Source organism: Mesorhizobium sp. 113-1-2 (genome assembly GCF_016756475.1).
GTDB classification, from domain to species: domain Bacteria; phylum Pseudomonadota; class Alphaproteobacteria; order Rhizobiales; family Rhizobiaceae; genus Mesorhizobium; species Mesorhizobium loti_C.
Map to the genome: position 1 here is coordinate 5,143,044 of NZ_AP023242.1, position 26,367 is coordinate 5,169,410.

Below are 26,367 nucleotides of genomic sequence, written 5' to 3' on the forward strand. Positions count from 1 at the left end.
TTCTGGCATCTCACGCGGCTTCGCCGATCACGCCGGCATAGCCATTGGCTTCGAGGTCGAGCGCCAGCGACTTGTCGCCGGACTTGATGACCTGGCCCTTGTAGAGCACGTGCACGCTATCGGGCACGATGTGTTCGAGCAGGCGCTGGTAGTGGGTGATGACCAGGAAGGCCCGGTCCGGCGCGCGCAGCGCGTTGACGCCGTCCGAGACGATCTTCAGCGCATCGATGTCGAGGCCGGAATCAGTTTCGTCGAGCACGCACAGCTTCGGCTCCAGCAGCTTCATCTGCAGAATCTCGGCGCGCTTCTTCTCGCCGCCGGAGAAGCCGACATTGAGCGGCCGCTTCAGCATCGCCATGTCCATGCTGAGCGAGGCGGCGGCTTCCTTCACCCGCTTCAGGAATTCCGGGATTTTCAGCGGCTCCTCGCCACGCGCCTTGCGCTGCTCGTTCATGGCCACCTTCAGGAATTCCATGGTCGCCACGCCCGGTATCTCCATCGGGTACTGGAAAGCGAGGAAGATGCCTGATGTGGCGCGCTCGGCCGGATCCATTTCGAGGATCGACTGGCCGTTGTAGAGGATGTCGCCTTCGGTCACCTCATAGTCCTCGCGGCCGGCGAGGATGTAGGACAGTGTCGACTTGCCCGAGCCGTTCGGCCCCATGATTGCAGCAACCTCGCCGGCTTTCACCGTCAGGTTCAGGCCGCGGATGATTTCGGTGCCGTCATCGACGATGCGGGCATGCAGGTTCTTGATCTCAAGCATTCTTTTGTTTCCTGAATATCTGTCCGGTCAGCCGACCGAGCCCTCAAGCGAGATACCGATCAGCTTCTGCGCCTCAACGGCAAACTCCATCGGCAGCTGCTGGATGACGTCCTTGACGAAGCCGTTGACGATCAGCGCGATCGCTTCCTCTTCAGGGATGCCGCGCTGCATGACGTAGAACTTCTGGTCCTCGGAAATCTTCGACGTCGTCGCCTCGTGCTCGAACTGCGCCGTCGAGTTCTTGGCTTCCATGTAGGGCACGGTGTGCGCGCCGCACTGGTCGCCAATCAGGAGCGAGTCGCAGTTGGTGAAGTTGCGGGCGTTGGTCGCCTTGCGGTGCGCCGAGACCTGGCCGCGATAGGTGTTCTGCGAGAACCCGGCGGCGATGCCCTTGGAGATGATGCGGCTCGACGTGTTCTTGCCGAGATGGATCATCTTGGTGCCCGAGTCGACCTGCTGATAGCCGTTCGAGACGGCGATCGAATAGAACTCGCCGGAAGAGTCGTCGCCACGCAGGATGCAGCTTGGGTACTTCCAAGTGATCGCCGAGCCGGTTTCGACCTGCGTCCACGAGATCTTCGAACGGTCGCCACGGCAGTCGCCACGCTTGGTGACGAAATTGTAGATGCCGCCCTTGCCCTCGGCGTCGCCGGGGTACCAGTTTTGCACCGTAGAATATTTGATCTCGGCATCGTCGAGCGCCACCAGTTCGACGACCGCTGCATGCAGCTGGTTCTCGTCGCGCTGCGGCGCCGTGCAGCCCTCGAGATAGGAGACGTAAGCCCCTTCCTCGGCGATGATCAGCGTGCGCTCGAACTGGCCGGTGTTCTTCTCGTTCATGCGGAAATAGGTCGACAGCTCCATCGGGCAACGCACGCCCTTGGGCACGAAGACGAACGAGCCGTCGGTGAAGACAGCCGAATTCAGCGTGGCGTAGAAATTATCTGATGTCGGCACGACCGAGCCGAGATATTTCTGCACCAGTTCCGGATGCTCGCGGATGGCTTCCGAGATCGAGCAGAAGATGACGCCGGCCTGCGCCAGCTCCTTCTTGAAGGTGGTGACGACGGAGACGGAATCGAACACCGCGTCGACGGCGACGCGGCCCGATTTGTAGACGTTGTCGCTAGGCTCCTCGAGATCGGAGGCATCCGTCTTCTGCACGCCGGCGAGGATCTCCTGCTCGCGCAGCGGAATGCCGAGCTTCTCGTAGACCTTCAAGAGTTCAGGATCGACATCGCTGAGCGAAGACGGACCGGGCGTGCTCTTGGGCGCCGCGTAATAATAGATGTCCTGGAAATCGATCTTCGGATAGTGGACGCGCGCCCAGGTCGGCTCTTCCAGCGTCAGCCAGCGCCGATAGGCTTCCAGGCGCCATTCCAGCATCCAGGACGGCTCGTCCTTCTTGGCCGAAATGAAACGGATGATGTCTTCGCTCAGGCCCTTGGGGGCCTTGTCGACTGCGATTTCCGTCTGGAATCCGTATTTATATTGGTCGACGTCGATCTTTCGGACCCGATCGATCGTGTCCTGCACAGCAGGCATATGCGTTCTCCATCCACGCCGGGGTCAAGGCCCGACAGTTTTCAAACTATGGCACCGCCGAAATGAACGCCGAAGGAGCGCTCGCGGCAGCGTAAGTTCCATATAGTGCGCCTCGACCGGAAATTCACCCGGCCAGCATGAAACGCACGGCTCTACCAGGCCGAAAGGCCCAAAATCGTCCAACCGCTACGCGGCTTCTTCTCTATCCGCCTTTTCCCTGGCGGCTTGCCGTGCGGCAATGCCCGCCAGCGCGGTGCGGAACAGTTCTATGTCCTCGGCACCCGTCGCCGGACCGATCGACGCACGCAAGGCGCCGAGACTGTCGCCGTAGCCCATGGCTTTCAGCACGTGGCTCGGTCCGACCTTACCAGACGAACAGGCAGAGCCGGCCGACAGGGCCACACCGGCGAGATCGAAGGCGATCTGCGCGGTTTCGGCCTTGACGCCCGCAATAGCGAAGAATGTCGTGTTGGCAAGCCTTGGCGCGCCGGTTCCAAAGATTTCCGCGTCCGGGACCAGCATTTTCACGATTGTCTCGATCTCGTCGCGGCGCTTGCGCACCGCATCGATCGCCGGCAGCCCGGCCAGCGCTTCGCGTGCGGCAGCCCCAAAGCCCGCAATGGCGGCGAGGTTTTCGGTGCCGCCGCGATGGCCCTTTTCCTGGCCGCCGCCATTGATCAGCGGCTTCGGCATCATCAGATCGGCAGCAGCAACGATGGCACCGACGCCCTTGGGGCCACCGATCTTGTGCGAAGACAGAATCAAATAATCGGCGTAACCCGCTGACATGTCGATGGAAACGCGGCCCGCGGCCTGAACCGCATCGACGACAAGGATACCGCCCGCGGCCTTGACGATCGGCGCGATCCGATCGATCGGCTGGATGACGCCGGTCTCGTTGTTGGCGGCATGGATCGCCACCAGCGGCAGGCCATCGGCCTTGTCATGATCGCCAAGTGCCGCAGCCAAGGCGTCGAGGTCGGTAATGCCATTGGCGTCAACGCCGATGCGCGTCACCTGCGCCGCCGGGAAGCGGCCGCCATTCAACAGACAAGGATGATCGGCCTCGCTGACGTAGAGCCGGCTCATGCGGACCGTGCCGCGCCCCATCTGCCAATCGGGTGAAAGCAGCGTCGAGGCGGCTTCGGTCGCGCCGGAGGTGAAGACGACATGTTCGGGCCTGGCATTGACCAGCGCCGCGACCTCGCGCCTTGCCGTCTCGATCAGGCGCCGCGCGGCGCGGCCCTCGGCATGGACCGATGACGGGTTGGCGATCACGTCGAGCGCCGCGACCATAGCCTCGCGTGCCGCTGGGAGCAGCGGCGCACTGGCATTATAGTCGAGATAGGCGCGTTTTGCGGCCATTTTCGTCCAGTTGATCCCGTCAGACGCCATTCGGTTGTCGTATGGCGTTATTTCCTTGAAATTCCAAGGCGAGCCGTCCTATTTACGCGGCTTGCGGCGCGGGTGGCCGGGCTCGACGTCTGGCCACTCAGTTTTGAATAGTTCTAAACTAGCTTCTAAGAAGACGCTCGCCCTGCGTCAAGGCCAGAGGAAGACACGTTCCGGGCGCCGCGCATTCGTATACCAAGTGGAGTATTTCATGCCTGAGGTCATTTTCACCGGTCCGGCCGGCCGTCTGGAGGGACGCTACCAGCCCTCCAAGGAAAAGAGCGCGCCGATCGCCATCGTCTTGCATCCGCATCCGCAGTTCGGCGGCACGATGAACAACAAGATCGTCTACGACCTCTTCTATATGTTCCAGAAGCGCGATTTCACCACGCTGCGCTTCAATTTCCGTGGCATCGGCCGCAGCCAGGGCGAGTTCGATCACGGCACCGGCGAATTGTCGGATGCAGCGGCAGCACTCGACTGGGTGCAGTCGTTGCACCCGGATTCCAAGAGCTGCTGGGTCGCCGGCTATTCCTTCGGCTCATGGATCGGCATGCAGCTCTTGATGCGCCGGCCGGAGATCGAAGGCTTCATCTCGATCGCGCCGCAGCCCAACACCTATGACTTCTCATTCCTGGCGCCCTGCCCGTCATCGGGCCTGATCATCCATGGCGATGCCGACAAGGTGGCGCCGCCGAAGGATGTGCAGGGCCTGGTCGACAAGCTGCACACGCAGAAAGGCATCACCATCACGCAGAAGACCTTGCCCGGCGCCAACCACTTTTTCGCCAACGACGCCGATCTTCTGATCGAGGAATGTGCCGACTATCTCGACCGCCGGCTGGCGGGCGAATTGTCCGATCCGCGGCCGAAGCGGCTGAGATAAGCAGGAAAGGCGCCGCCGGCGATGTACGAGCCTCCCCATTTCCAGGAAACGCGGCCTGACGTGCTGCATGGACTGATCAGGGCGCATCCGCTCGGCATGCTGATCTCGAACGGGCCCGACGGCCCGGTCGCCAACGCCATTCCCTTCCTGCTCGACGCCGAAGCGGCGCCGAACGGCAGACTGCGGGCTCACCTGGCCAAGGCCAATCCGCACTGGCGCCTCATTGCCGACAATCCGGCGTCGCCCGTGCTGATCGTCTTCCAAGGCACCGACGCCTATGTGACGCCTTCCTGGTACGAGACCAAGCACGAGACCGGCAAGGTGGTGCCGACATGGAACTATGCCATCGTCCAGGTGCGCGGCACCGCCAAGGTGATCGACGACCAGGAGTGGCTGGCACGGCAGATCGCCGATCTGACCGCTTCCCAGGAAGGCTCGCGCCAGGCGCCCTGGGCGGTGACCGATGCGCCCCCGCCCTTCATCCAGTCACAGATCAAGGGCATCATCGGACTGGAGATCGAAATCACCGAGATCCACGGCAAGTGGAAGGTCAGCCAGAACCGTCCCGTCGCCGACCGCGTCGGCGTCGCGCAAGGTCTCGAAAGCGAGACCGCCAATTCATCCGACATGGTCCGCCTGGTAAGATCCTACGGCGGCCTGGATAGCAACTAATCCGGCAGCGGCCTATCTTTCCGGAGCAATCAGCCGGAAGGACGCCTTGCGGACCGGCAACCCTGACGGTGTCGAACGGAAGATGAAGCCGAGCCGGGCGAAGACCAACCCGCAGGCCAGCGCAAAGGCGCAGCCAAGGCCGAAGCCGGCCACAGTATCGCTCGGATAGTGCGCGCCGACGAAAACCCTGGTTGAGGCGAGACAGGCGGTGATCACCAGGGCGATGTACCAACGCCTCGGAAACAAAAGCAGGAGAACGCCGAACACCGCCCCCATCGTGGTGGCATGGCCGGACGGAAAACCGGCAAAGCGCGCGTCAAAGGCGAAGGGATGCAGGGCGAGCACGCCGAAATCCTGGAAGTAGAGCGGGCGCGCCCGGCCGATCGCATATTTCAGGACGTTGACCAGCAGACCGGACAGGCCGACGGAACTCAGCACCAGAAAAGCCAGGCAAGTCCAGTTGTAGGCGAGCATAAGCCGCCGCCGCGAAAGGCTGCGCCAATCGATCAGATTGGCCGCGACGAGCAACAGCGCTGACGGAATCAGGTACCAGCCGCCGAGAGCGAACTGGGTCAGGAATTCGGCAAGCCTGGCTCCCGACCATTGGCCATGGACCATCCCTGCCGGTGTGTCGAGGCGAACAAATGCCGCCGCCGTCAGCAACACCCAAACCACCAGCCAAACCGGCCATGCGATGTTGGGGTAACGCGCGGGACGAACGGCAAAGCGCCTTCTGATGATCTGCGAGGTCTCGCGAAAATTGCTCAGGGATCGGCGCCCTATCCCAAGGAGCCGACGGGAAACAGAAGGGCGCGATTTCACGAGCATTGGGAATTCGACCCTGTCATGGACGAGCCGTCACGGGGCCACACGATAGAGGCCGAGCGACAGTTTGTCTCCCGACGAATAGTTGAGGCCGTCGATCTCGGCGACACGGTTCGCCGATTTGCCTCGAACCGACAGCATGCCATTCAGTTTCTGCTCGTCCTCGACCGGCGCCAGCCCCAACGCACAGGCGGGATCGGCAAGCAGATGTTCCGCCACGCCGCCGACATCGGTCAGCACCGTGTTGGTGCCGACCAGGAACACCAGGCTCGGTTCCTGATACCGCGCCGAGGCCAGCACCGTCGTGTCGCAAGGCTTGTTGGCAAGCACTGCCTGCTTGATCGCCGGGCTCAGCCAGATCGGCTTCAGCGACGGGGCGATGACGCCGAACAGCAAGGCATAGGTGATGCCGGCACAGGCGGCGGTGGCGCCGATGCGAGGCAGCGGTACCTGCAACTGCCGCGAAAAAGCGAAGTAGCCCGTGCCGAGTGCGGCGGCAGCCGCCGGAATGCTCCACCAGGAAAAGGTGTGGGTGATGTAGATCGGCGCCCCGATGCAGACCGCCGCCAGGCCGAGGCTGACCACGACCAGGCCGAATGCGGTCGACCACCACAACCATTGCTGCCAGCGCTTCAGCGGCGCATTGGCATCCTCCGGCTGCAACGTCAGCAGCCAGCCGATCAGCAGCGCCATGCCGGGATAGGCCGGCAGGACATAATGCGGCAGCTTGGTCGGGATGAGCTCGAACACCAGCCAGAACGGGATGTACCAGGCGAGGCAAAAGCGCAGCCTGACATCGTCGCGCAGACGATTGAGGGCCTGCAGACCGGCGCCGACCGCGATCAATCCGAACGGCCACATGAACAGGGAATAGGTCAGCATGTAGAAACCGGGCGGCAGGCCGTGCGATTCCTCACCCGAGGCGACCTTGCCGAGCATGTCCTTGCCGACCGCCTGCTGCAGAAAGGCGCCGTGGCTCTTCCAGGTGATCGCGGCAAGCCAGGGTAGTGCAATCACCACGACCAGCAGCAGGCCGCGCCCAACCCTGAGCTTTGACAGCCAGCGCCCGTCGCGCTCGAAGGCGAACAGCACCGCGATGGTCAACGCCGACAGCAGCGGCGCGATCGGCCCCTTGATCAGGATCGCCGCGCCTTGCGCGATCCAGAAAATCCACCAGAGATGGCCGGCGACCGGTTCGTTGCGGCGCGACGCCAGATAGATCTGCGCCAGCGCGCCTTGCGCCGCCACGCAGCAGGCCAGCAGCATCGCATCGGTCTTGGCGTCGCGGCCCTCGAAGGCCGTGGCGAAGATCGCGGCCATCACCAGGCCGGCGGCGATGCCGGCATTGGCGCCGAAAAGATTGGTCCCCGTCCAGGCGATCGCCAGCACCGCAATGGCAATGCCCAGCGCCGAGATCGTGCGGTAGACCCAGATCGGCGCTTCGGCGCCCTTGCCGCTCAGCGTCACGGCCGCCGATTGCAGCCAGTAGATGCCGACCGGCTTCTGGTAGCGCGAGGCGTCCTGGAAGCGGATGTCGACATAGTCGCCGCTCTCGGCCATCTGCTTGGTTGCCTGGACGAAGCGCGACTCGTCGCGGTCGATCGGCGGCAGCGATGCCAGCCCCGAAAGCGTCATCACCAGGCTGAACAGGAAGAGAAAAATGTAGTTCCTGTTCAACGCCATGCTTCCCTCTCTAACCTTTTTCGAAGTGACGGGCCGTTCAATCGACCTTGGTCATCGCCGCCTTGCGCTCATTGGCGATCAGCCAGAGATTCCTGATGTAGATGAACATGCCCATGGCCTGGCCGGCGATAAACACCGGATCCTGGCGCTGGATGGCGTAGATCAAAAGCAGGCCACCGCCGAACAGCGAGAAGAACCAGAAGGCCACCGGCACGACGCTGCGCTTGGCCTTTTCCGAGGCGAGCCACTGCACGACAAAGCGCATGGTGAAGAAGAACTGCGCTACGAAGCCGAGCAGGATCCACGCATCGAATTGCTTGATGAAGACCTGATGAAGCCAGGTTCCCAGTTCCTGAAGCACGTTAAACACGCTTGATTTCCTCTACTTTTGGCATTCTGCGGCGCCGGCGGCGCAGCCACCAGACACCACCGAGATCGAGCGCGCCCTGCAGGCCGCGGTCGAAAATGCCGTAGTTCGACTTGCCGTGCCGGCGCGAGCGGTCGACGACGTCGCAATGCACGACGCGATAGCCCTCCTGGATGACCAGGGCCGGGACGAAGCGGTGGGTGCCGTCGAAGAACGGCAATTTACGCAGGATGTCGGTGTGGACCGCCTTAAGGCCGCAGCCGGTATCACGAGTCTCGTCGTGCAGGATGGCGTTTCTCAGCCAGTTGGCGAAGCGCGATGCCAGTTGCTTGACCTTGCTGTCACGGCGCTTGAGGCGCTGCCCCTGGGCGGCGCCGAAATCGGGGCCGGCCTGCCGCAAGGCGTCGACCAGCACAGGAATATATTGCGGATCGTTCTGGCCGTCGCCGTCGATCGTGGCGACGATGCTGCCGCGTGCCGCCCACGCGCCAGAGCGCACAGAAAGGCTCTGGCCGGCGGATTTCTGATGCCGCAATTCCCGCACCGGGAACGGGCGAAGTGCCGTCTGCTCGGCCAACACAGCAGCGGTGTCGTCGGTCGAGCCGTCATTGACGATGATCAGTTCGAAGTCGCGCCCGGCCATCGCCGCCTCGATCTCGTCGATCAGCAGCGGCAGGTTTGCCGCCTCGTTCCTGCAAGGAATGACAATGGATATCAATGCGTCCGGCATGTCGCGTCGGGGCTCTGTCGTCGAATATGGCATTGATGGATGCCGTGCGGTGCCGCTCGAGGTCGTGGGCTGCAAGAACCTTTGGCGCGGCGCCTCATTACGCCAGCCGAAACGATGAAGCAAGCATTCGTGCCGGACGACCCGTCGCACCGTTTCAACAACGGGTGATCGTCAGGACAATTTGTGATCCTTGGCGCAGAGGCAATCAGACGCAAAACCGGATTCCACTTTTGCTGATCGCGCTTGGATGCTAAACGCGCCCGTTCACATATGCCCGCGCCGGACGGCCGGACGCTTTTCGGGAAGAAAATATGCCTGCCTTCAAATCCGATTTCCTGCGCACCATGAGCGAGCGCGGCTTCATCCACCAGATTTCGGATGAGACCGGCCTCGACCAGCTTTTCGCCAAGGAAACGGTCACCGCCTATGTGGGCTACGACGCCACCGCCACCAGCCTGCATATCGGCAATTTGATCTCGGCGACCATGCTTTACTGGCTGCAGGAAACCGGACACCGGCCGATCGCGCTGATGGGCGGCGGCACGTCGATGATCGGCGACCCGTCCTTCCGCGACGACCAGCGCAGCCTTTTGACGCCCGAAGCGATCGCCACCAACATCGAAGGCATCAAGCGCATCTTCGGCCGCATCCTGCGTTTCGGCGACGGCCCGAGCGACGCCATCATGGTCAACAATGCCGACTGGCTGATGAAGCTCAACTATGTCGAGTTCCTGCGCGATGTCGGCCGGCATTTCTCCGTCAACCGCATGCTGACCTTCGACAGCGTCAAGCTCAGGCTCGACCGCGAGCAGTCGCTGTCGTTCCTCGAATTCAACTACATGATCCTGCAGGGCTATGATTTCGTCGAACTTGCCCGACGCCAGAACTGCCGCCTGCAGATGGGCGGGTCGGACCAGTGGGGCAACATCATCAATGGCGTCGATCTCGGCCATCGCATGGGCACGCAGCAGCTTTACGCCCTGACCACGCCGCTGCTCACGACATCGTCGGGCGCCAAGATGGGCAAATCGGCAAAGGGTGCGGTGTGGCTCAACGGCGACCTCTTCTCGCCCTATGATTTCTGGCAGTACTGGCGCAACACCGAGGACGCCGATGTCGAGCGCTTCCTGAAGATATTCACCCGCCTGCCCCTCGATGAGATCGCGCGGCTGTCCGCACTCGGCGGCTCCGAGATCAACGAGGCCAAGAAGATTCTCGCCACGGAGACAACGGCGATCGTCCACGGCCGCGAGGCGGCAAACCAGGCCGAGGAAACCGCGCGCAAAACCTTCGAGGAAGGCGCGCTCGCCGAAACATTGCCGACCGTCCAGGCCGACAAGGCCGCGCTGGAGTCCGGCGTCGGCATCCTGTCGCTGCTGGTCACGGCCGGGTTGGCATCGTCCAACGGCGAGGCACGGCGGCACATCCAGGGCGGCGCGGTTCGTATCAACGACCAGTCTGTCAGCGACGACCGCCGCATGGTCACGCTTCAGGATCTGAGTCCGGAAAACGTCGTAAAGCTTTCACTGGGCAAGAAAAAACACGTGTTGGTGCGGCCGGCCTGAGGCGGTTCATCGGTACTCGAAGATCGACCGGAAGATGCCCGGTGCGATCACCGACAGCGGGTTGACGTCGAGCACCGGCTTGTTGGCATTGCCTCTGAGCCGATAGGTGACGCCGATCAGGCCGCGGTCGCGGCCGTTGCCCAGAAGCGCGCCGACGATGGGCAGTTCGCCGAAGATACGGTTGAGGCCATAGACCGGCATGAAGGTGCCGGTCATGTCCATATTGTTGTTCTGGTCATAGAGGATGCCCTGGAACGTCGTGCCGATGCGCGGACCGCGCAGCACGCCATTGGCCAGTTTCAGATAGCCGCTGCCTTTCTCGATCTCGGCGTAACCGCGCTCGAACTTGACCCGCGACGTGTCGAGATTGCCCTTGACCGCCTGGTTGAGGCTGCGGTTGTCGCCGGCCGGCGTGGTCGAGACGATCGAGGCCAGTTTCGGTTCGTTGACGACGAAGAAGTTGCTGGTGTCGACCTTGCCCTTCATCGGCCCGTCGCCGGCCCCGGTCAGCGCCAGCGTGATCGACCCGCCTTCCATATGCTCGTAGACGTTGAGGAACCTCAGGATCGCGCCGGCATCCGCCGACTGGACGTTGAGCGAGCGCCGGCCGTCACCGGTGGTGTTGCTGATGGTGATGGCCGCGCCCGAACTTGCCGTGGCACTGACCTTCAGTCCGTTCACCCTGGAACCGGCAGCGCTGTAATCGAGCTTCAGGTTGGACAGTTGCTCGTCGTGAAAGCCGGTGAGCTGCTCGACGTCGGCGCTGACGGAAATGTTGTCTGTTCCGGTCGTCTTGGTTGCGGTGTCCACATCGGACGTGAACTGCTTGATCAACGAACGGGCGTCGAGCGCGTTGCCATTGATGTCGACGGAGTAACCCTTGCCCGAGCGCTTCACCGAAATCGCGACATCGTCGCCCCGGTTCAGGGTGACCTTGCTGAACTTGGCCGACGACAGGGCACCGTTGACCAGCGCGATGCTGCCGTCGACGGAGAAGGTTTTGCCGTCGAGGTTGAAGTCGGACAGCGTCGTGGTGTCGCCGGACTTGGTCATGACGAAGGTGACGCTGGCGGGAACCCCTGCCCCCTTGCTCCAGCCGGCCCAGGGAATGTCCAGCCTGGCATTGGTCAGGTCGGCCGAGACGTTCTGGTTGCCGCCGCCGCTCTTGTCGATCGCGACCTTCACCGTTCCGCCCAGCAACGGCGTCAGGCCGGGCATGGCGGCGGCGCGGATCTTGTCGTCGAGCACCAGGGCCACCTTGCGGCTGGGCGCCGGCCCGTCATCCGCCAGCGGTTCGACAAGGTCGAGTTCGGCCGGAATGCCGTTCAGCGATGCCTTGGCCGAAATCACCGCCTTTTCGGGATCGACGGTGATCGAACCGTCGGCATTGGTCACGGTCTGTCCATCGAATGGCTTGGCCAGCGACAGGCCGGTGTAGTCGAGCGACACCAGCCAGTCGAGTTTCGAGGTGTCCACGCCGGACTGCAAGGGAATGTCAGCCCTGACATGGCCGGTAACGTTGCCGGACAGGTCCTCCGGCAGGAAGCCGACATGGCGCATGGCATTGATCGGTTCGTAGGAGGCGAGTTCGGCGACAGCCGGCGCCTCCCCTTCCACGTCGATGTCGAGTGCGCCGATGACCGGCGGGCGGTTTGCCGCCTTGACCGTCAGTGTGCCGTTGCTGGCCGCTACGGTGCGGCCGCTGGGCATGAAGACGGTGCCCGAGGAGAGCGAAACATCGACGTCATTGCCGTGGAAGGCGACGACGCCGACCGCGTCGCGTATCGGCGGAATGCGGCCGGCGGTGTCAAAACGCGACCCTTCGATCTGAAAGCGGCCGAACACCTCGTCGGCCGAAAGAGGCACGCCGTTGCCGAGGCGATCCGGCACGACCTGGAATTGCAGGTTGGCGTCGACGACGCGGCCGCCGAACAGATTGTCGAGAACCCAGAGCCGCGCATTGCGGGCCGAAAACCACGGCCACAGCTGCTTGACGTGCGAGACCGGCATGTCATGGACGTTGAGCGCCAGATTGATCCCAGGCGCCTTGCCGTCGACGAAGGTAACGGCCGCGGTGCCAAGCACCTCGCCGGAAGAGGCGGACCGAACCGCGATCTGCTCGGCCACCAATTTATGGCTTTTGGTCTGATAGACGCCGGCAATGCGGGCGAGGAAGGTCAGCGCGGGCTCGGGTGATTCCGATGGCGCCAGGATAGAACCGTCGCTGGTCAGGTCGTAACGATAAGCAGGCTCCTCGCCGGCAGCGCCGGTCGAGGGCTTGGGTCCGATCGAGCCCGCGAAATCGAAAGATGAGCGACCGGTTTTCAGCAGCAGCCTGTCCACCTGGATCTTGTTGCTGCCGTCGACAAGCGTCGCATCGACATCAACGTCGGCTGGCAGCAGGCCGCGCGTGCCAAGATCAAGGACGGAACCCGTCGACGACAGGGCGGCCGTCAGCCGCGACGCCGTGGTGCCGGCTCCTTCCGATCCTGTCAGCTTCAATGCGACCGCACCCAGCTTCCCGGCGCCGGCCGCGGTTTCGTCGGCAGCCACCAGGTCGACGCTTGCATTCAGCGCCGTCACGCGGTGCGCCGCGATATCGCGGGTCGCGGAAGCGGCAAGGGTGACCTTTCTGCCATCGACATCCGCCTCGGAGGAAAACGCCATGCCGCCCGGCCCCGACTGTACGACGCTGGCGTCGGCGATCTTGATCCGTTTGATGGCTCCGGTATCGGGCAGCACGAACTCGACATTGCTGAGATCGATCCGGCGCAGCGAATCTTCCCGCACGGCGTCGAGCGCGCGATGAATGTTGCCGAACACTGCGGCGGACAGTTTCTCCGGATCGACGAGGCCGTCCTCATTGCGCAATTGCGCTGTCCAGTCGCCGCCGGATGGCATCGCCGCTGTGACGATGTGGGCATCGGAGATCCTGGCGCTGGTCAGCCGCACCTCCCCCCAAAGCAGAGGTATCAGGCGGACGCCGAAGCGCACACGGCCGGCATCGGCCATGGGCTTGCCGTCGCTGGTCTCCAGACTGACATCGCTCACCTGGAGCGCGACGAAGCTCGAACTGTCGAGCGTGATGCGCGCCGGGCCGACCGCGACATGGACATCGACGCCGGCGAGTTTCTCGATGGCGGTTTCCGCTTCGATGCGCAGCCGGTCCGACCCGATACCGGAAAGGCCGATGAGATAGACGGCCATCGCCGCCAGCAGCATGAACGCGACCACGCCGGCAAACACGCGCGACAGGATGCGGAAGCCGCGGCCGATCGACGCCTGACCAAGCGGCGGAACGCGGCACGCGGACGGCAAAGCCCCCAGGTCGGTGATCTCGTCACGCCTGAACCTGATCTTTTCGTGCTGCGGTTGCTCCTGATCCACGCAATCTTCCGTTGTACAAATTCGCTCGTGGACGAATCCCCGGTCGACACTATATCGGTGTGGCTTCGCGCGTAACCTCAAACAAGGGCATCGATATGGCTGACCTCGACGTGGGCGATCTTGCGCCGCAATTCGACCTGCCGCGGGATGGCGGCGGGTCTCTAAGCCTTTCGGCCTCGTCTGGTAAACCCGTCGTCCTCTATTTCTATCCGCAGGACGACACGACGAGTTGCACGCAAGAGGCAATCAGTTTTTCGCAGCTGAAACCTGAATTCGAGAAGGCAGGCGCCGTCGTGATCGGTCTGTCACCCGACAACGTCAAAAAGCACGACAAGTTCAAATCAAAGTACAATCTCACCATCGACCTCGCCGCCGACGAGGAGCGCAAGGTGATCGAAGCCTATCATCTGTGGGTCGAGAAATCGATGTATGGCCGCAAATATATGGGCGTCGAACGCGCGACGTTCCTGATCGGCCGCGACGGACGGATCGTCAGGATTTGGCGCAAGGTCCGGGTCAAGGGCCATGCCGAAGAGGTGTTGGAGGCCGTTCGCGCGCTTTGAGCCCGGCGAAGGCCCACGAATGCAATCGCCTATTTTGATCGTGCCGAAATGAGGCGCCCTTACTCGTCGGGCGTTTCCGCCTTCGGCGACCGCGGCGCCCGCCAGGATTTCGCAACATGGCTCACACGATCGGCCAGCGCGGCGAGATGACCGCGCAGGCCACGCGCGCCGATCATCGACGACAGCGTGACGGATTGGGTGGCGAAGCGCCGCTTGAAATCCTCGCCGCCGCAGAGAAAATCAACCTTGGCGAGGCCACGGTCGAGCGACCACTGGATATAGTCCATCATCAGCACCATGCCCGGCGAGGCGCGCTCATATTCGGGATCATAGGTGGTGATGAAAGCCATCATCGTGCCGTGCTGCTCGAAATTGATCGAGACGGCGACGATCGTGTCGTCAAGCTCCAGCACGAAGATGCGCAACAGGCCGAGCTCGGCCAGCACCGAAATAAGCGCGGTGAGAACGGGCGAGTCCTTGTCGAACAGGTCCGAAACGCGGCCATGCCGGACGAGCCAGAGGCGCTTCAGCGCCGCGACCCGACCGAGCACCGGCTCACGCGGTTCGTCCGCATCCATCAGGCGGAAACGCAACGCACCGCCTTCCTCCATGAACTTGCGGCCACGACGGTAGTTCTGCCGGGCCTTCTTGGACAGCGTCTCGAACCATTCCGCACCACTTTGCCAGGGACCCGCGACACGGTAGCTGATTTCAGTGCGGTGGTTGGGCCGAAGCGCCTTGTCATGGCGCGAGGCCGGGTCCAGCAGGCCACGAACACTGGCATCCGGCAGAAGACGATTGAGATAAATCAGGTCAAAGCCGCCCTGGTCAAAAACATGCTGCCAGAGGCGGGCGATCGCCTGCGGATCGCTGTCGGGGGCAAACAGCGCGTCGCCATAGTCACTGTGATCCTTCGCCGCCCATTCGAGTATGCGGATGCCGGAGCGCTTGAAAGTCGCGAGCGCTATCACGCCATCGAGCCGGTCGCCGTTCCAGGCAAGCCCGATCCTGAGCGTGCGCCGCTCCTGGTGTGGAGTGGTGCGCCACCAGGCCGCGATCCAGTCCGGGTGCTGGAAGACAAGCCCGCCGGCCCGCTGCCAGAGCGCGCTCCAGGCCGGTGCGATCTCGGCCAGACGTTCCGCCGATGTGACGACTTCAAAGGTGCGTGTCCGCGGGATCGCGAGCACGAAGGGGGCGTTCATGGCCGTGTCCCTTCTTCCGATGATTGCGTGGTCCGTGGCTTTGCACGCCGGATGCGCCTGGCGATATGTCCCCACATCCGCTTAAGCGGCATGACATAGAGGCCGGCGAGCGACTGGTAGTCGCGCACATCGCGATCGACCAATCCGAACTTGAAGTCCTCGTCGGGCCTCGGCACGCACAATGTTCCGAAGAGCCGGTCCCAGAACGAGAAGAGCAGGCCGAAATTCTTGTCATAGTGGCGTGGATCGGTGCTGTGATGCAGCTGGTGCCAATGAGGACACAGGATCACATTGTTGAGCGGCCCGAACGAGATCTTGAAATGCGTGTGCCTGACGAAATCCATCATCAGGATGTTGCGCATGACATAGACGTTGACGCCAAAGACGGTCAGCTCGACGAGGTTCAGCGAAATCAGCGACCAGATGCCGAAGCAGACGCCGACGATGACGCCGTCCCAGGCCCGGTTCATCAGCTCGTCGAGCGGATGGACCCGGTCCTTGGTGATCCCGACCATCACCTCGGCCGAGTGATGCACCTTGTGCAATTCCCAAAGCACGGGGTAGCGATGCTGGGCGACGTGATAGAGATAATAGGAAATGTCGTAGGCGAGCAGCATGGTGATGGTGAAGATCAGCACCGTCACCGGCCCTGCCGGTCCCTCGATCAGCGGCGGCTGGAACTGGAACAGTGTCGAAAACAGCCAGTTGGTGCCGTAGCCCACCGCCGAGACGAAGACAATTCCGGCGGGCAGCATCAGGAAGGGCATCAAGGCCTTCTTCGTCACCCAGAACATCAGGTCGGCCTTCGCCGAGGGATGGGCGATGACCTCATGGGGGACGACGAACTCAAAGAACTCCTTCCAGCTCTTCTCCTCGACCGCGCGCCAATAGGCTATGAGCGCGCTGACAAGGGCCGTCAGCAGCAAGAGCCCGGTCGCCAGCAGACTGGTGCCCGACAACTTGTCGAGGATCTTGCCAACCAGATCGCTCAGCATCCCTTGGACCGCCATCTTCGATAGAATCCCAAACCCATCACGCTTTTACTCGAAAACCGTCAAGTAAATGCAATCGAAGACAGTTAAGGAACTCTAGACCTCGATCCGCGAGCGACCGGCCGTATGGCGGGCAGCAGATTGGTGCTTTTCGCCAATGGCTTAGCGGCCATGCAGGCCGCTCCCTTGGCGGTTTTCATGCAACCCCTTGTCCGCGCCGCGTGCATTCCACGCCCGCGCAATCGGCCCAGAAAGCCTTTGTTAACCCTAATAATGTGTAATCAAGTTGTCGTGGTGTCGTAAACGAAAGCTTGGTCCCGTGAACGCAACCGGTCAGTCCGCAGTCTTCGGCAGGCGTAAGGAACCCCACACGGTCATCATCGCCCGAGGCAATGAGATCAGGCACTTCACGATCCGGCCCTGGCTCGCGGCATTCATCGGTTCAGCGCTCGCCGCCATTGCCATCGGCTACCTCCTGGCCACGTCCTATCTCGTTTTGCGCGACGACCTGATCGGCGCCACCACCGCGCGCCAGGCGCGCATGCAGCAGGCCTACGAAGACCGCATCTCGGCGCTTCGCGCCCAGGTCGACCGCATCACCAGCCGCCAGTTGCTCGACCAGCAATTGATGGAAAACAAGGTCAGCGAACTGATTGAACGCCAGACGCAGCTCAGCCAGCGGCACGGCCGTCTCGGACCGCTGCTCGAGCGCGCCGAGAACGAGGTCGGAGCAGCGCCCGCCGAGGATCCGGCGGCTGCCAAGCCTGACAAGCACGCAGAGGTGACCGGCAGTATCAGCCAGCCCGCACAGAACTACGCGGTCGCCAGCCTGGGCACCGATCTGGGTGCTGCCGACACAAGGCCATTCTCCTTGTGGTCGACCCGCACCGATCCGCTGCCTAGCGGCTCTGCCGCAGATCGTGCCGACAGGCTGTTCGTCTCGATCAACCAGTCGCTGAAATCCATCGAGAACGAACAACTCACCCGCATCAGCACGCTCGCGGACAATGCCTATAAAAGCGCCGATGCCATCCAGCAGGCGCTGCAGGCGGCCGGACTGCCGGTCGACAGCGATTTTGGCAAGAACGAAAGCGATGTCGGCGGCCCGCTGATCCCGCTCAACAGTTCTTTGATGTTCGACAGCAAGGTCAAGGAGCTGGACGAGGCTCTGGACACGCTCGACCAGTTGAAGAAGGAAGCGCGCCAGCTGCCGCTGGCCAACCCTGCCCCCGGCCACTCCGTCACCAGCCCGTTCGGCGTGCGCACCGATCCCATTCTCGGCACCGCGGCACTGCATTCGGGCATGGATTTCAGGGCGCCCATCGGCATGGACGCAAAAGTCACGGCGCCCGGCATCGTCACCAAGGCCGGCTGGAATGGCGGCTATGGCCGCATGGTGGAAGTCGACCACGGCAACGGCTTTGCGACCCGTTACGGACATCTCAGCGAAATTGACGTGACCGTGGGCGAGAAACTGGACGCCGGCGCCGTCATCGGCAAGACCGGCAGCAGCGGCCGCTCGACCGGCCCGCATCTGCATTATGAAGTGCGCCACAATGGCGAAGCCATCGATCCCTTGCGCTTCCTCACCGTCGGCAAGAAGGTCGCCCAGTATCTCTGAGCTGGGCCGGCACTGACCTGATTGGCATCAACACCTCCCGAACCAGGTCTGCCCCACACTGCAAGCAATCCGGGATCGAGTGAGCGCTATCCGGGCGGGCCTAGACCGTCAGCCGGTCGCTTCGCTTCCTTGACCGAGACCTCATCCCGACAATCTGGCAAGCGACTTTGTCCACGGCCGTTCGGCCTAGCGGCGTTGACACACATCAAGTTGTAGGATGATATGTATAACCATACACCGCGACATCAGAACCGATCCGATAATGACCATTCACGGCATCTCGCCTGACGTTCTCGCCGCCCTGGAGCATCTCCTGGGACAAGGCGGCGTGGCTGCCGATCCGGCCAATATGGCGAAATACCTCGTGGACTGGTCCGGCGATCATCATGGCGCAGCGCTTGCCGTGCTGAAACCGGCGTCGATCGCCGAGGTCCAGGCCGCGGTTCGGCTGTGCGGCAGGCTTGGACTGGCGATGATTCCGCAAGGCGGCAACACCGGACTTGTCGCCGGTGCGATCGACATCGGCACGTCCCACGGCGCGGTGATCATCAGCCTGGAGCGGCTGAACAGGATCCGTTTGGTCGACGCTGACAATTTCATCCTGCAAGCCGATGCCGGCTGCATCCTGCAGCACATCAAGGATGCGGCAGAGGAGCAGGACTGCCTGTTCCCGCTGGCGCTCGGCGCTCAAGGCAGCTGCCAGATCGGCGGCAATGCGGCAAGCAATGCCGGCGGCGTCAATGTGCTGCGCTATGGCATGGCCCGCGACGTCATTGTCGGCCTGGAGGTGGTGCTGACGGACGGCGAATTGTGGAGCGGCTTTTCCGGCTTGCGCAAGGACAACCGTGGTTACGACCTGAAGCAGCTTTTCATCGGCGCCGAGGGCACGCTGGGCATCATCACCGGCGTCGAGGTCAAACTGTTTCCGAAACCCGGCCGTGTCGAAACGGCTTATCTGGGGCTCCCTTCATTCGAAGCGGCAATCGCTCTGTTCAGGCAAGCCCGACGCGGATGCTCCGACCTGATGTGCGCCTTCGAGATCATCGGCGCGGAATGCATGGAGCTGGCGCGTCTCGTCGACCCGAGCATCGTCGCGCCGGTCACGGCCCCTGTCCATGTGCTGATCGAATTGTCGTCGAGTGCCGCGATCGATTTGCGCAGCCTGCTGGTGAATTTCCTTGCCGGCACGATGGAAGAAGAACTGGTCACCGATGCCGTTCTGGCCGAGAGCGGCGCACAGGCCAAGGCGTTCTGGGCCATTCGCGAGGGGCTGGTCGAGGGCCAGGCCAAGCGCGGCTACCACGTGCGCACCGATCTTTCGGTGCGTATCTCCGACATCCCCACCCTCATCACCCAGGCTCGCGATTTTATCGCGCTGGAGCATCCGGGCTGGATTTCACAGGCCTATGGGCACGCTGGCGACGGCAACATCCATTTCAACGTCCTGCCGCCGCTCGACCTGGCAGAGCCCGACGCGCGCTCCAGGGGCACCGCCATCACCGCCGGGCTGTACGACATCACCAACGCCCTCGGCGGCTCGATCAGCGCCGAGCATGGCATCGGGCGCACCCGCCAAAGCGTCTACTGGGCGGGAATGTCCGCTGTCCACCGCCGGCTCGTCGGCACGCTCAAGGATGCGCTCGATCCGGACCGACGCATGAACCCCGGCTGCCTCTTTCCCGCGACGGAGACTTTTTCATGAAACAAAGACTGGCTGCCATCGGCACTGTCGAGGCGCTGCCGCATCGGGTGGCGGCGTTCCTCAGCCGCGAGATCGAGTCCGGCGACCTCAACCCGGGCGCCCTCTTGCCGACGGAGCAGCAGCTTTCGGAGAAATTCGGCGTCAGCCGCAACGTCGTGCGCGAGGCAATTGCGCAATTGCGCGCCGACGGCATGGTGGAAGCGCGGCAAGGCATCGGCTCCTTCGTGCTGGCGCCGGAACAGCGCGCGGCGATCCGCATCGACCGCGAGACCCTGAAAGAGGGGCAGAACATGGAGCGGCTGTTCGAGCTGCGCTGCATCCTCGAGGCGGAATCCGCGGCCCTCGCCGCCGAACGGCGCGAGCAGGAGCATCTCGACGCGATCAAGGCCGCGCTCGACCGGATGAGCGGCGAGGAGCGCTGGGAGGACGGCAGCATCGACGCCGACCTTCTGTTTCATCGCGAAATCGCCCGGGCGACCGGCAACAGCTACATCCACACCTTCATTTCCTTCGTCTGCGAGCAGATCCGCCGCTCGATCTATTACGCACGGCAGACCAACCCCTTGCACGATCTGGTTGAGGTCAATGTCGGCGAGCATGTGCGCATCTACGAGGCGCTGGTCGCCGGCGACCCGGCAAAAGCCGAGGCCGCGATGCGCGCGCACATCATCGGCGCGGCCAACCGTGTCGGCGTCAAGCTGCCGTCCGCGCGCGGCGAACGCACGGGAGGAGGGAAATGAGCATGGCTGTCGCCAGCATTACCCGCATCTCCGATGTCTGCCTCCTGGTCGAGAATATTGAGCGGACAGTAGAGTTCTATGTCGACAAGCTCGGCTTTCGCCTGCGCCGCCGCGCCGAGGGTTTCGCCGATTTCCATGGCGAGGGCGTGACGCTGGCCGCTTGGGAGATCGACCATATCAGCCAGCATACCGGCGTCTCGAAACTGCGATCGCCGCGCCATGCGCACAAGGTCTGCGTCGCCGTCCAGCTCGACGCGCCCGGCGAGATCGACCGGCTGCATGCCGAGCTGACGGCCAAGGGCGTGCCGTTCTATGCCCCGCCCGAAAACTATGTCTGGAACGCGCGCTGCGCCTATTTCACCGACCCGGACGACACGCTTTGGGAACTCTACGCCTGGCTCGACGGCGGCCCCGGCGACTACCACGACGAACAGCCGTAGACCACCCGCGCCAAGGGAACGGCGCGCAATGAAGAGACGAGACAGTCTTGCAACAGGAGCGAAAAATGAATGGGAATTACGACATGAACCGCCGCGGCTTCATGAAATCCGGCCTGGCGGCTATTGCCGCGGCATCGGGCGGAATGCAGCTGGTTTTGACCCCGGGCGCCAAGGCCGCCGGAAAGGTCGTCATCCAGTATGACTGGCTGATGTCCAACGGCCAGATCGGCGACATCGTCGCCGTCGCCAACGGCTATTTCAAGGATGCCGGGCTCGACGTGGAATTCAGCCCGGGCGGACCGAACGCTTCGACCGTGCCGCCGGTGATCTCGGGCGCGGCACAACTTGGCCAATTCTCCGAAACGCCGCAGCTGTTTTCGGCGCGCGCCAGCGGCGTGCCGGTGAAGATCATAGCCTGCGGCTTCCGCACCGGCCCCTATGCGCTCACCTCAAAGGCCTCTAACCCGATCAAGGGCGTGGCCGACCTCAAGGGCAAGAAGATCGGCATCCAGCCGACGGCACGCTTCGTCATGGACGAGATCCTGGCCAAGAACGGCATGAGCGCGTCCGACCTCACCGTCATCAATGTCGGCTTCGACAAGGGACCGCTGGTGCGCGGCGATGTCGATGCCATTGGCGGCTGGATCACCAACACCCAGGCGCTGAGCGTCGTCGGCGACGACCGTATCGACCTTCTGGTGCGCGACCTCGGCCTGAGTTCCTATGCCGATGTCTATTTCGCCACCGACGCGGCGATCGAAAAGGACCCGGACACGCTGGCAAAATTCATCGGCGCGGTCGCCAAGGGCTGGGGCTGGGTGCACGCCAACCCGCAGCAAGCGGTGAAGAAGATGGTCGCCGCCTATCCTGAAATGGATCTCGGCTGGGAAGAGAAGACGGTCAATCTCGTGTTGAAACTGTCCTTCGACGGCGCGACGGCCAAGGACGGCTGGGGCACGTTCGATCCCGCCTCGATCGAAGAACAGCTGGCGCTGCTCGACAAGGTCGGCCAATACCCGAACGGCCGGCCCAAGGCGGCCGACGTCTACACCACCAAGATCCTCGAACTCTCGGCTGCCGACCGGCCGAAGCTCGACGCGCCCGCCGCTTGATGGCGAACGCGATCGAAGCCAGCAGGCTGGATGTCGGCTATGGCGGCCGCCAGGCGGCCGTCAAGGTGCTTTCCGGCCTCGACCTCAGCGTCGAGGCCGGCTCCTTCCTGTCGATCCTCGGGCCGTCCGGCTGCGGCAAGTCGACCTTGCTGCGCGTGGTCGCCGACCTACTCGACCCTCTCGGCGGCACGATCAGCGTGCTCGGCGACACGCCGCATGCGGTGCGCTCGCGCCGCGATGTCGGCTTCGTCTTCCAGGATTCGACCCTGCTGCCCTGGCGCACGGTGCGCGACAATGTCCGCTTGCCGCTTGGCGTCGGGCAAGGCAGCCTGACACGCAAGATCGAAGACCGCAGCGAGGAGCTGCTGGAGCTGATGGGGTTGGCCGGCTTCGGCGAACGCCTGCCGCACCAGCTGTCCGGCGGCCAGCGCCAGCGTGTGGCGATCGCCCGCGCCTTGCTTGGCCAGCCCAAGCTGCTTTTGATGGACGAACCGTTCGGGGCGCTCGACGAAATCACCCGCGATCGCCTCAACGACGAGCTTCTCAATCTGTGGCGGCGCACGGGCACGACGATCCTGTTCGTCACCCATTCGATCGCCGAAGCCGCCTATCTCGGCGAGCGGGTGATCGTTCTCGCCGCCAATCCTGGGCGGCTGGTCAAGGATTTGGACATGCGGCCGCTCAAACAGGACGGCAACCGCTGTTCGCGCGAAGACCCGGCAATCGTCGCGGCCATGGCCGAGCTGCGGACCGCGCTGGAGCAGGCATCATGAGGCCGGCGCCGCTCTCGCCGCAAACGGCAATAGCCCTGCCCGCTCTTGGCGCGGCATCCATTCTTCTCACCTGGCAGTATCTGCTACCGCTGCTCGGCGTGCCGGCCTACATCGTGCCGACCCCGACCGCCATATCGGGCGTCTTCCAGAAGAATTTCGCGCTGCTCATGGACAATTTGAGGCCAACGCTGATCGAGGCGCTGGCCGGGTTCGTCATCGGCAATCTGGCCGCCGTGCTGCTGGCGGTCCTGTTCGTGCACAACCGCATCCTGCAGGCCGCCTATTTTCCGATCGTGCTGTTCTTCAACACCATTCCGATCCTGGCGCTGTCGCCGATCATCATCCTGATCTTCGGGCTCGGCATGACGCCGAAGATCGTCATCGCGGCGGTGATCTGCTTCTTCCCGACGCTTGTGAACATGATCCGCGGCCTGGACTCGGCCAGCGACAACGAGCACGAACTGTTCCGCGTGCTGTCGGCGACGCGTTCCGAGATTTTCTGGAGCCTGCGGCTGCCGCGCGCGCTGCCGATGCTGTTCTCCTCTCTCCGCATCGCCTCGGCGACGGCGGTGATCGGCGCCATCGTCGGCGAATGGATCGGCTCGGACAAGGGCCTCGGCGCGCTGATCATCCAGGCGAGCTTCAACTACCAGTCGGACCGGCTCTACGCGGCGATCGTACTGTCGTCTTGCCTGTCGATCGTTCTGTTCTGTGCCGTGGTGCTGGTCGAGCGCCGGGTCATCAAATACTGAACAGGCATTTCGCCGACTCGTGCAAGCTTGCACGAGCCGGGCTTTGCATCGCTTTGATCAGTCGGCATTTTCCGGCTGCGCCGACAGAAATCTGGTCGCCGCCGCAACCAGGGTGGCCGCGCCAATTTTCAAGGCGGCCTCATCGACGCGAAATTTGGGATGATGAAGCGGATAGACCGAGCCGACCGCCTCGTTGCGGATTCCGAGCCGGAAATAGACCGATGGGCGCTTCTCGCTGTAGTAGCCAAAGTCGTCGGCGATGGTCCATCCGGGTGTGTTGAGCACATTGTCGGCGCCGATGCAGGCTCTACCGCTGGCGGCAATCAGCTCCGCCATCTCGCCATCGTTGACGACCCCTGGCTCGCCCTTGTGGATGGCGAGCTCCACATTGGCGCCGTGGCTGGCCGCCATGCCCTCCAGGATTTCACGAACGCGCCGCCAGGCCTGCTCGCGGGTTGCGTCGCTACCGCTGCGGATGGTGCCTTTCAAGGTGACCTTGCCGGCAATGACATTGTAGGCGCTGCCGCCATTGATGCCGGTGACGGAGATGACCAGGGGATCGTAGGGGTCGATTTCGCGCGACACGATCTTCTGCAACTCGCCGACCATGGAGCAGGCCACGGCAATCGCATCGACGCCCTCGTAGGGCTTGGCCGCGTGCGCCGCCTCACCAATGACAACGGCATCGAACGTATCGCACGCCAGCGTATAGGGACCTGAACGGACCGCGATCTTGCCGGATGGCGTATACGGATCGACATGAAGGCAGATCGCGGCGTCGACATCGTCGAGCAGCCCCTCTTCCACCACACGTTTGCCGCCTGAGGGCGAGTCCTCTTCGGCCGGCTGGAAGATAAGTCGGACCGTCCCGCCAAAATCGGCCCTTGATCTCTGCAGATGCGCGGCAACCGCGAAGCCCATCGATGCGTGGGCGTCGTGACCGCAGGCATGCATGACGCCGGGATTGGCCGAAGCATAGTCGACGCCAGACTCTTCTTCGATGGGCAAGGCATCGATGTCGGCGCGAATGGCAATCTTTCGATTTGACGGCTTGCCGGTGCCGACAATATCGACGGCCAGGCCAAAGCCCGCGACGTCACGAATATCCGAGATTCCCTCGCCGGCCAGCATCTGCGTGAGATAGCGCTGCGTGTTGGCTTCGCTGTTCGACAATTCCGGATTGCGGTGCAGATGGCGGCGTATCTCGATCATCTGGTTGAGAATTCCGGCGTCGATGTTGACCGTGTCGGAAACCTCAGCACCGCCTGCCATGGCCGCCCCCTCAGGATTTGACATGGATCTCTCGCGGGAACTTCGTCAGGGTCTCGTTACCGGTTTCGGTTACCAAAATGGTCTCGCTGACCTCGATGCCCCAGCCGTCCATCCACATGCCGAGGATGGAATGGACGACGTTGCCGGGTTGAAGCACCGTCTTGTCGCCGGGCCGCAGACTGATCGTGTGTTCGCCCCAATCCGGCGGATAGGCGACGCCGATGGAATAGCCGATACGCGACTCCTTCTTCAGCCCGTAGCGCTGAATGACCTTGCGCCATGCGCCTTCGACCGCTTCGGCCGTCGTTCCCGGCCTCACTGCATCGAGCACCGCGTCCATGCCCTCGATCACGGCCTTTGCCGTATCCGCGACACGCGTCGGCGTCTTGCCGAGCTGCATCGTTCTGGCTAGCCCGGCAGCATAGCGGCGGCAGACCCCGGCAAGTTCCAGCGCAATCGTCTCGTTCTCTCCAAACCGCCTGTCGCTCCACATGATGTGCGGGGCCGAGGCATTCTCACCGCCGAGGATGGTCGGCGGGAGCGCCGTGATGTCACCGGCGAAATCCGGGCTGCCGGCGATCTGTGCCGCCTGGATCGCGGCAATCGCATCGCACTCGCGCACGCCGGGCGCGATCACCTCGAAGGCCCGTGTCACCGCCGCTTCGGCCAAGGTCGACGCCTTGCGCAGATAGGCGATCTCGGGCGCCGATTTGACCGCGCGGATCCAATTCACCAGCAGATCGGCGTCATGCCATTTCGCGTTGGGAAGTCCGGCGACGAGCCGGGCGTGAGCCTTCGGCGAGAAGTAATAGGCTTCGAGCTCGATGCCGATATGCCTGTTCCCCCAGCCCTTGGCGACGATCCAGTTCGCGATCCAGTCCATGGGGTGGCGATCGGCACGCTGAACGTGATCCTCCGGGAAGCCAACGACGTTCTCGGGCTTCATCCAGGCTGTCAGCAGACCGCCGGCGGCATCCATGGCGCGGCCGATCCAGACCGGCTCGACCTCCTCCAGGGGCACCAGCACCACCTGCGGCGTATAGAAGGACCAGCCATCATAGCCGGTGATGTAGTGCTGGTTGGCAACGTCGTTGACGACAAGGAGTTCGAGACCGCACTTCGCCATCTCGGCGCGGATCTTGCGAAGCCGCTGCTGGTACTCGTCGCGGGCAAACGGCAATTCGATCATCTTTGCTCCATGCTTGGTTCAACAGTTGCGAGGCTTGCCCACCATTGAAGCGGTTTCGCCATGGCGGCAATCGGCCAAGGCCGGCACGTGAGCAGGTCCTAAGCCGAGTAGCCCGGCCTTTCTGGATTGGAGTGCCGCGTTCGATTTTATTTTTGAATTCCATTTGACTGAATAAATCTTTGATGCGAACC

Annotated in this window: 23 protein-coding genes; 11 read left to right on the forward strand and 12 right to left on the reverse strand. The window is 63.1% G+C overall.

Annotation, left to right across the window (positions count from 1 at the left end; translation table 11 throughout):
- Positions 1 to 10: 10 nt before the first annotated feature.
- The 3 genes from sufC to JN279_RS25075 form a co-directional block, all read right to left on the reverse strand.
- On the reverse strand, positions 11 to 766 hold the full coding sequence (sufC, locus tag JN279_RS25065) for a Fe-S cluster assembly ATPase SufC (protein ID WP_015318168.1): 756 nt from the start codon (positions 764 to 766) through the stop codon (positions 11 to 13).
- 27 nt (positions 767 to 793) lie between these two features.
- Positions 794 to 2,311, reverse strand: a complete 1,518-nt coding sequence (sufB, locus tag JN279_RS25070) for a Fe-S cluster assembly protein SufB (RefSeq protein WP_096445255.1) — start codon at positions 2,309 to 2,311, stop codon at positions 794 to 796.
- Positions 2,312 to 2,497: 186 nt separating this feature from the next.
- Positions 2,498 to 3,676 (reverse strand): cysteine desulfurase family protein, encoded by a 1,179-nt coding sequence (locus JN279_RS25075; protein ID WP_202353792.1) that lies wholly within the window; start codon positions 3,674 to 3,676, stop codon positions 2,498 to 2,500.
- A gap of 238 nt (positions 3,677 to 3,914) precedes the next feature.
- Here JN279_RS25075 and JN279_RS25080 point away from each other — a divergent pair, with 238 nt between their 5' ends.
- Complete coding sequence (locus tag JN279_RS25080) at positions 3,915 to 4,589, forward strand: alpha/beta hydrolase (protein ID WP_027042409.1); 675 nt, start codon at positions 3,915 to 3,917, stop codon at positions 4,587 to 4,589.
- Between the two features lie 21 nt (positions 4,590 to 4,610).
- The gene (locus tag JN279_RS25085) at positions 4,611 to 5,261 is read left to right on the forward strand and encodes an FMN-binding negative transcriptional regulator (RefSeq protein WP_202350519.1); all 651 of its coding nucleotides are present in this window, start codon (positions 4,611 to 4,613) and stop codon (positions 5,259 to 5,261) included.
- A gap of 12 nt (positions 5,262 to 5,273) precedes the next feature.
- Here JN279_RS25085 and JN279_RS25090 read toward each other — a convergent pair whose 3' ends face one another.
- From JN279_RS25090 to JN279_RS25105, 4 genes are all read right to left on the reverse strand, one after another.
- Entirely contained in the window at positions 5,274 to 5,927 is a 654-nt protein-coding gene (locus JN279_RS25090; protein WP_244734142.1) for a phosphatase PAP2 family protein, read from the reverse strand.
- Between the two features lie 192 nt (positions 5,928 to 6,119).
- Complete coding sequence (locus JN279_RS25095; protein ID WP_202350521.1) at positions 6,120 to 7,769, reverse strand: ArnT family glycosyltransferase; 1,650 nt, start codon at positions 7,767 to 7,769, stop codon at positions 6,120 to 6,122.
- Between the two features lie 37 nt (positions 7,770 to 7,806).
- Entirely contained in the window at positions 7,807 to 8,139 is a 333-nt protein-coding gene (locus JN279_RS25100) for a lipid-A-disaccharide synthase N-terminal domain-containing protein (protein ID WP_010909058.1), read from the reverse strand.
- The gene (locus tag JN279_RS25105; RefSeq protein WP_202350522.1) at positions 8,132 to 8,866 is read right to left on the reverse strand and encodes a glycosyltransferase family 2 protein; all 735 of its coding nucleotides are present in this window, start codon (positions 8,864 to 8,866) and stop codon (positions 8,132 to 8,134) included. The genes JN279_RS25100 and JN279_RS25105 overlap by 8 nt, the downstream gene beginning before the upstream one ends.
- Before the next feature lie 311 nt (positions 8,867 to 9,177).
- Here JN279_RS25105 and tyrS point away from each other — a divergent pair, with 311 nt between their 5' ends.
- A complete protein-coding gene (tyrS, locus tag JN279_RS25110) occupies positions 9,178 to 10,431 on the forward strand; it encodes a tyrosine--tRNA ligase (RefSeq protein ID WP_202350523.1) in 1,254 nt (417 codons plus the stop codon).
- A 6-nt stretch (positions 10,432 to 10,437) separates the two neighbouring features.
- Here the strand turns inward: tyrS and JN279_RS25115 are convergent, their stop codons facing one another.
- Positions 10,438 to 13,818, reverse strand: coding sequence for a YhdP family protein (locus tag JN279_RS25115; protein ID WP_202350524.1), 3,381 nt, complete (start codon positions 13,816 to 13,818; stop codon positions 10,438 to 10,440).
- A 95-nt stretch (positions 13,819 to 13,913) separates the two neighbouring features.
- On the opposite strand from JN279_RS25115, the gene JN279_RS25120 reads away from it, so the two are divergent.
- Positions 13,914 to 14,381 (forward strand): peroxiredoxin, encoded by a 468-nt coding sequence (locus JN279_RS25120; protein WP_096445243.1) that lies wholly within the window; start codon positions 13,914 to 13,916, stop codon positions 14,379 to 14,381.
- A gap of 59 nt (positions 14,382 to 14,440) precedes the next feature.
- Here JN279_RS25120 and JN279_RS25125 read toward each other — a convergent pair whose 3' ends face one another.
- Both JN279_RS25125 and JN279_RS25130 read right to left on the reverse strand, forming a co-directional pair.
- Entirely contained in the window at positions 14,441 to 15,583 is a 1,143-nt protein-coding gene (locus tag JN279_RS25125; protein WP_202350525.1) for a GNAT family N-acetyltransferase, read from the reverse strand.
- A complete protein-coding gene (locus JN279_RS25130; RefSeq protein ID WP_096445239.1) occupies positions 15,580 to 16,578 on the reverse strand; it encodes a sterol desaturase family protein in 999 nt (332 codons plus the stop codon). Before JN279_RS25130 ends, JN279_RS25125 begins: the two co-directional genes overlap by 4 nt.
- Positions 16,579 to 16,894: 316 nt before the next feature.
- On the opposite strand from JN279_RS25130, the gene JN279_RS25135 reads away from it, so the two are divergent.
- From JN279_RS25135 to JN279_RS25165, 7 genes are all read left to right on the forward strand, one after another.
- A complete protein-coding gene (locus tag JN279_RS25135; protein ID WP_202350526.1) occupies positions 16,895 to 18,196 on the forward strand; it encodes a M23 family metallopeptidase in 1,302 nt (433 codons plus the stop codon).
- A 262-nt stretch (positions 18,197 to 18,458) separates the two neighbouring features.
- Complete coding sequence (locus JN279_RS25140; protein WP_202350527.1) at positions 18,459 to 19,898, forward strand: FAD-binding oxidoreductase; 1,440 nt, start codon at positions 18,459 to 18,461, stop codon at positions 19,896 to 19,898.
- Positions 19,895 to 20,638 (forward strand): FadR/GntR family transcriptional regulator, encoded by a 744-nt coding sequence (locus JN279_RS25145; RefSeq protein WP_096457201.1) that lies wholly within the window; start codon positions 19,895 to 19,897, stop codon positions 20,636 to 20,638. The genes JN279_RS25140 and JN279_RS25145 overlap by 4 nt, the downstream gene beginning before the upstream one ends.
- Positions 20,635 to 21,078 (forward strand): VOC family protein, encoded by a 444-nt coding sequence (locus tag JN279_RS25150; protein ID WP_096457198.1) that lies wholly within the window; start codon positions 20,635 to 20,637, stop codon positions 21,076 to 21,078. Before JN279_RS25145 ends, JN279_RS25150 begins: the two co-directional genes overlap by 4 nt.
- Before the next feature lie 83 nt (positions 21,079 to 21,161).
- Positions 21,162 to 22,190 carry an ABC transporter substrate-binding protein gene (locus JN279_RS25155; RefSeq protein WP_202353793.1) on the forward strand — a complete coding sequence of 343 codons (1,029 nt, stop codon included), beginning with the start codon at positions 21,162 to 21,164 and terminating at the stop codon, positions 22,188 to 22,190.
- On the forward strand, positions 22,190 to 22,963 hold the full coding sequence (locus JN279_RS25160) for an ABC transporter ATP-binding protein (RefSeq protein WP_202350528.1): 774 nt from the start codon (positions 22,190 to 22,192) through the stop codon (positions 22,961 to 22,963). The genes JN279_RS25155 and JN279_RS25160 overlap by 1 nt, the downstream gene beginning before the upstream one ends.
- On the forward strand, positions 22,960 to 23,715 hold the full coding sequence (locus JN279_RS25165; RefSeq protein WP_202350529.1) for an ABC transporter permease: 756 nt from the start codon (positions 22,960 to 22,962) through the stop codon (positions 23,713 to 23,715). The genes JN279_RS25160 and JN279_RS25165 overlap by 4 nt, the downstream gene beginning before the upstream one ends.
- Positions 23,716 to 23,772: 57 nt before the next feature.
- Here the strand turns inward: JN279_RS25165 and JN279_RS25170 are convergent, their stop codons facing one another.
- Together JN279_RS25170 and JN279_RS25175 are read right to left on the reverse strand one after the other, a co-directional pair.
- Positions 23,773 to 24,987, reverse strand: coding sequence for a M20 metallopeptidase family protein (locus JN279_RS25170; RefSeq protein WP_244734143.1), 1,215 nt, complete (start codon positions 24,985 to 24,987; stop codon positions 23,773 to 23,775).
- A gap of 10 nt (positions 24,988 to 24,997) precedes the next feature.
- Entirely contained in the window at positions 24,998 to 26,176 is a 1,179-nt protein-coding gene (locus JN279_RS25175; protein ID WP_096457189.1) for a M24 family metallopeptidase, read from the reverse strand.
- Between the last annotated feature and the right edge of the window lie 191 nt (positions 26,177 to 26,367).

Excerpts from the sequence above, each read along its gene's own strand:
- sufC (WP_015318168.1), bottom strand. The coding sequence starts at position 766 with ATGCTTGAGATCAAGAACCTGCATGCCCGCATCGTCGATGACGGCACC.
- sufB (WP_096445255.1), bottom strand. The coding sequence starts at position 2,311 with ATGCCTGCTGTGCAGGACACGATCGATCGGGTCCGAAAGATCGACGTC.
- JN279_RS25075 (WP_202353792.1), bottom strand. The coding sequence starts at position 3,676 with ATGGCCGCAAAACGCGCCTATCTCGACTATAATGCCAGTGCGCCGCTG.
- JN279_RS25080 (WP_027042409.1), top strand. The coding sequence starts at position 3,915 with ATGCCTGAGGTCATTTTCACCGGTCCGGCCGGCCGTCTGGAGGGACGC.
- JN279_RS25085 (WP_202350519.1), top strand. The coding sequence starts at position 4,611 with ATGTACGAGCCTCCCCATTTCCAGGAAACGCGGCCTGACGTGCTGCAT.
- JN279_RS25095 (WP_202350521.1), bottom strand. The coding sequence starts at position 7,769 with ATGGCGTTGAACAGGAACTACATTTTTCTCTTCCTGTTCAGCCTGGTG.
- JN279_RS25105 (WP_202350522.1), bottom strand. The coding sequence starts at position 8,866 with ATGCCGGACGCATTGATATCCATTGTCATTCCTTGCAGGAACGAGGCG.
- tyrS (WP_202350523.1), top strand. The coding sequence starts at position 9,178 with ATGCCTGCCTTCAAATCCGATTTCCTGCGCACCATGAGCGAGCGCGGC.
- JN279_RS25120 (WP_096445243.1), top strand. The coding sequence starts at position 13,914 with ATGGCTGACCTCGACGTGGGCGATCTTGCGCCGCAATTCGACCTGCCG.
- JN279_RS25125 (WP_202350525.1), bottom strand. The coding sequence starts at position 15,583 with ATGAACGCCCCCTTCGTGCTCGCGATCCCGCGGACACGCACCTTTGAA.
- JN279_RS25130 (WP_096445239.1), bottom strand. The coding sequence starts at position 16,578 with ATGCTGAGCGATCTGGTTGGCAAGATCCTCGACAAGTTGTCGGGCACC.
- JN279_RS25140 (WP_202350527.1), top strand. The coding sequence starts at position 18,459 with ATGACCATTCACGGCATCTCGCCTGACGTTCTCGCCGCCCTGGAGCAT.
- JN279_RS25145 (WP_096457201.1), top strand. The coding sequence starts at position 19,895 with ATGAAACAAAGACTGGCTGCCATCGGCACTGTCGAGGCGCTGCCGCAT.
- JN279_RS25150 (WP_096457198.1), top strand. The coding sequence starts at position 20,635 with ATGAGCATGGCTGTCGCCAGCATTACCCGCATCTCCGATGTCTGCCTC.
- JN279_RS25155 (WP_202353793.1), top strand. The coding sequence starts at position 21,162 with ATGAACCGCCGCGGCTTCATGAAATCCGGCCTGGCGGCTATTGCCGCG.
- JN279_RS25160 (WP_202350528.1), top strand. The coding sequence starts at position 22,190 with ATGGCGAACGCGATCGAAGCCAGCAGGCTGGATGTCGGCTATGGCGGC.
- JN279_RS25165 (WP_202350529.1), top strand. The coding sequence starts at position 22,960 with ATGAGGCCGGCGCCGCTCTCGCCGCAAACGGCAATAGCCCTGCCCGCT.
- JN279_RS25170 (WP_244734143.1), bottom strand. The coding sequence starts at position 24,987 with ATGGCAGGCGGTGCTGAGGTTTCCGACACGGTCAACATCGACGCCGGA.
- JN279_RS25175 (WP_096457189.1), bottom strand. The coding sequence starts at position 26,176 with ATGATCGAATTGCCGTTTGCCCGCGACGAGTACCAGCAGCGGCTTCGC.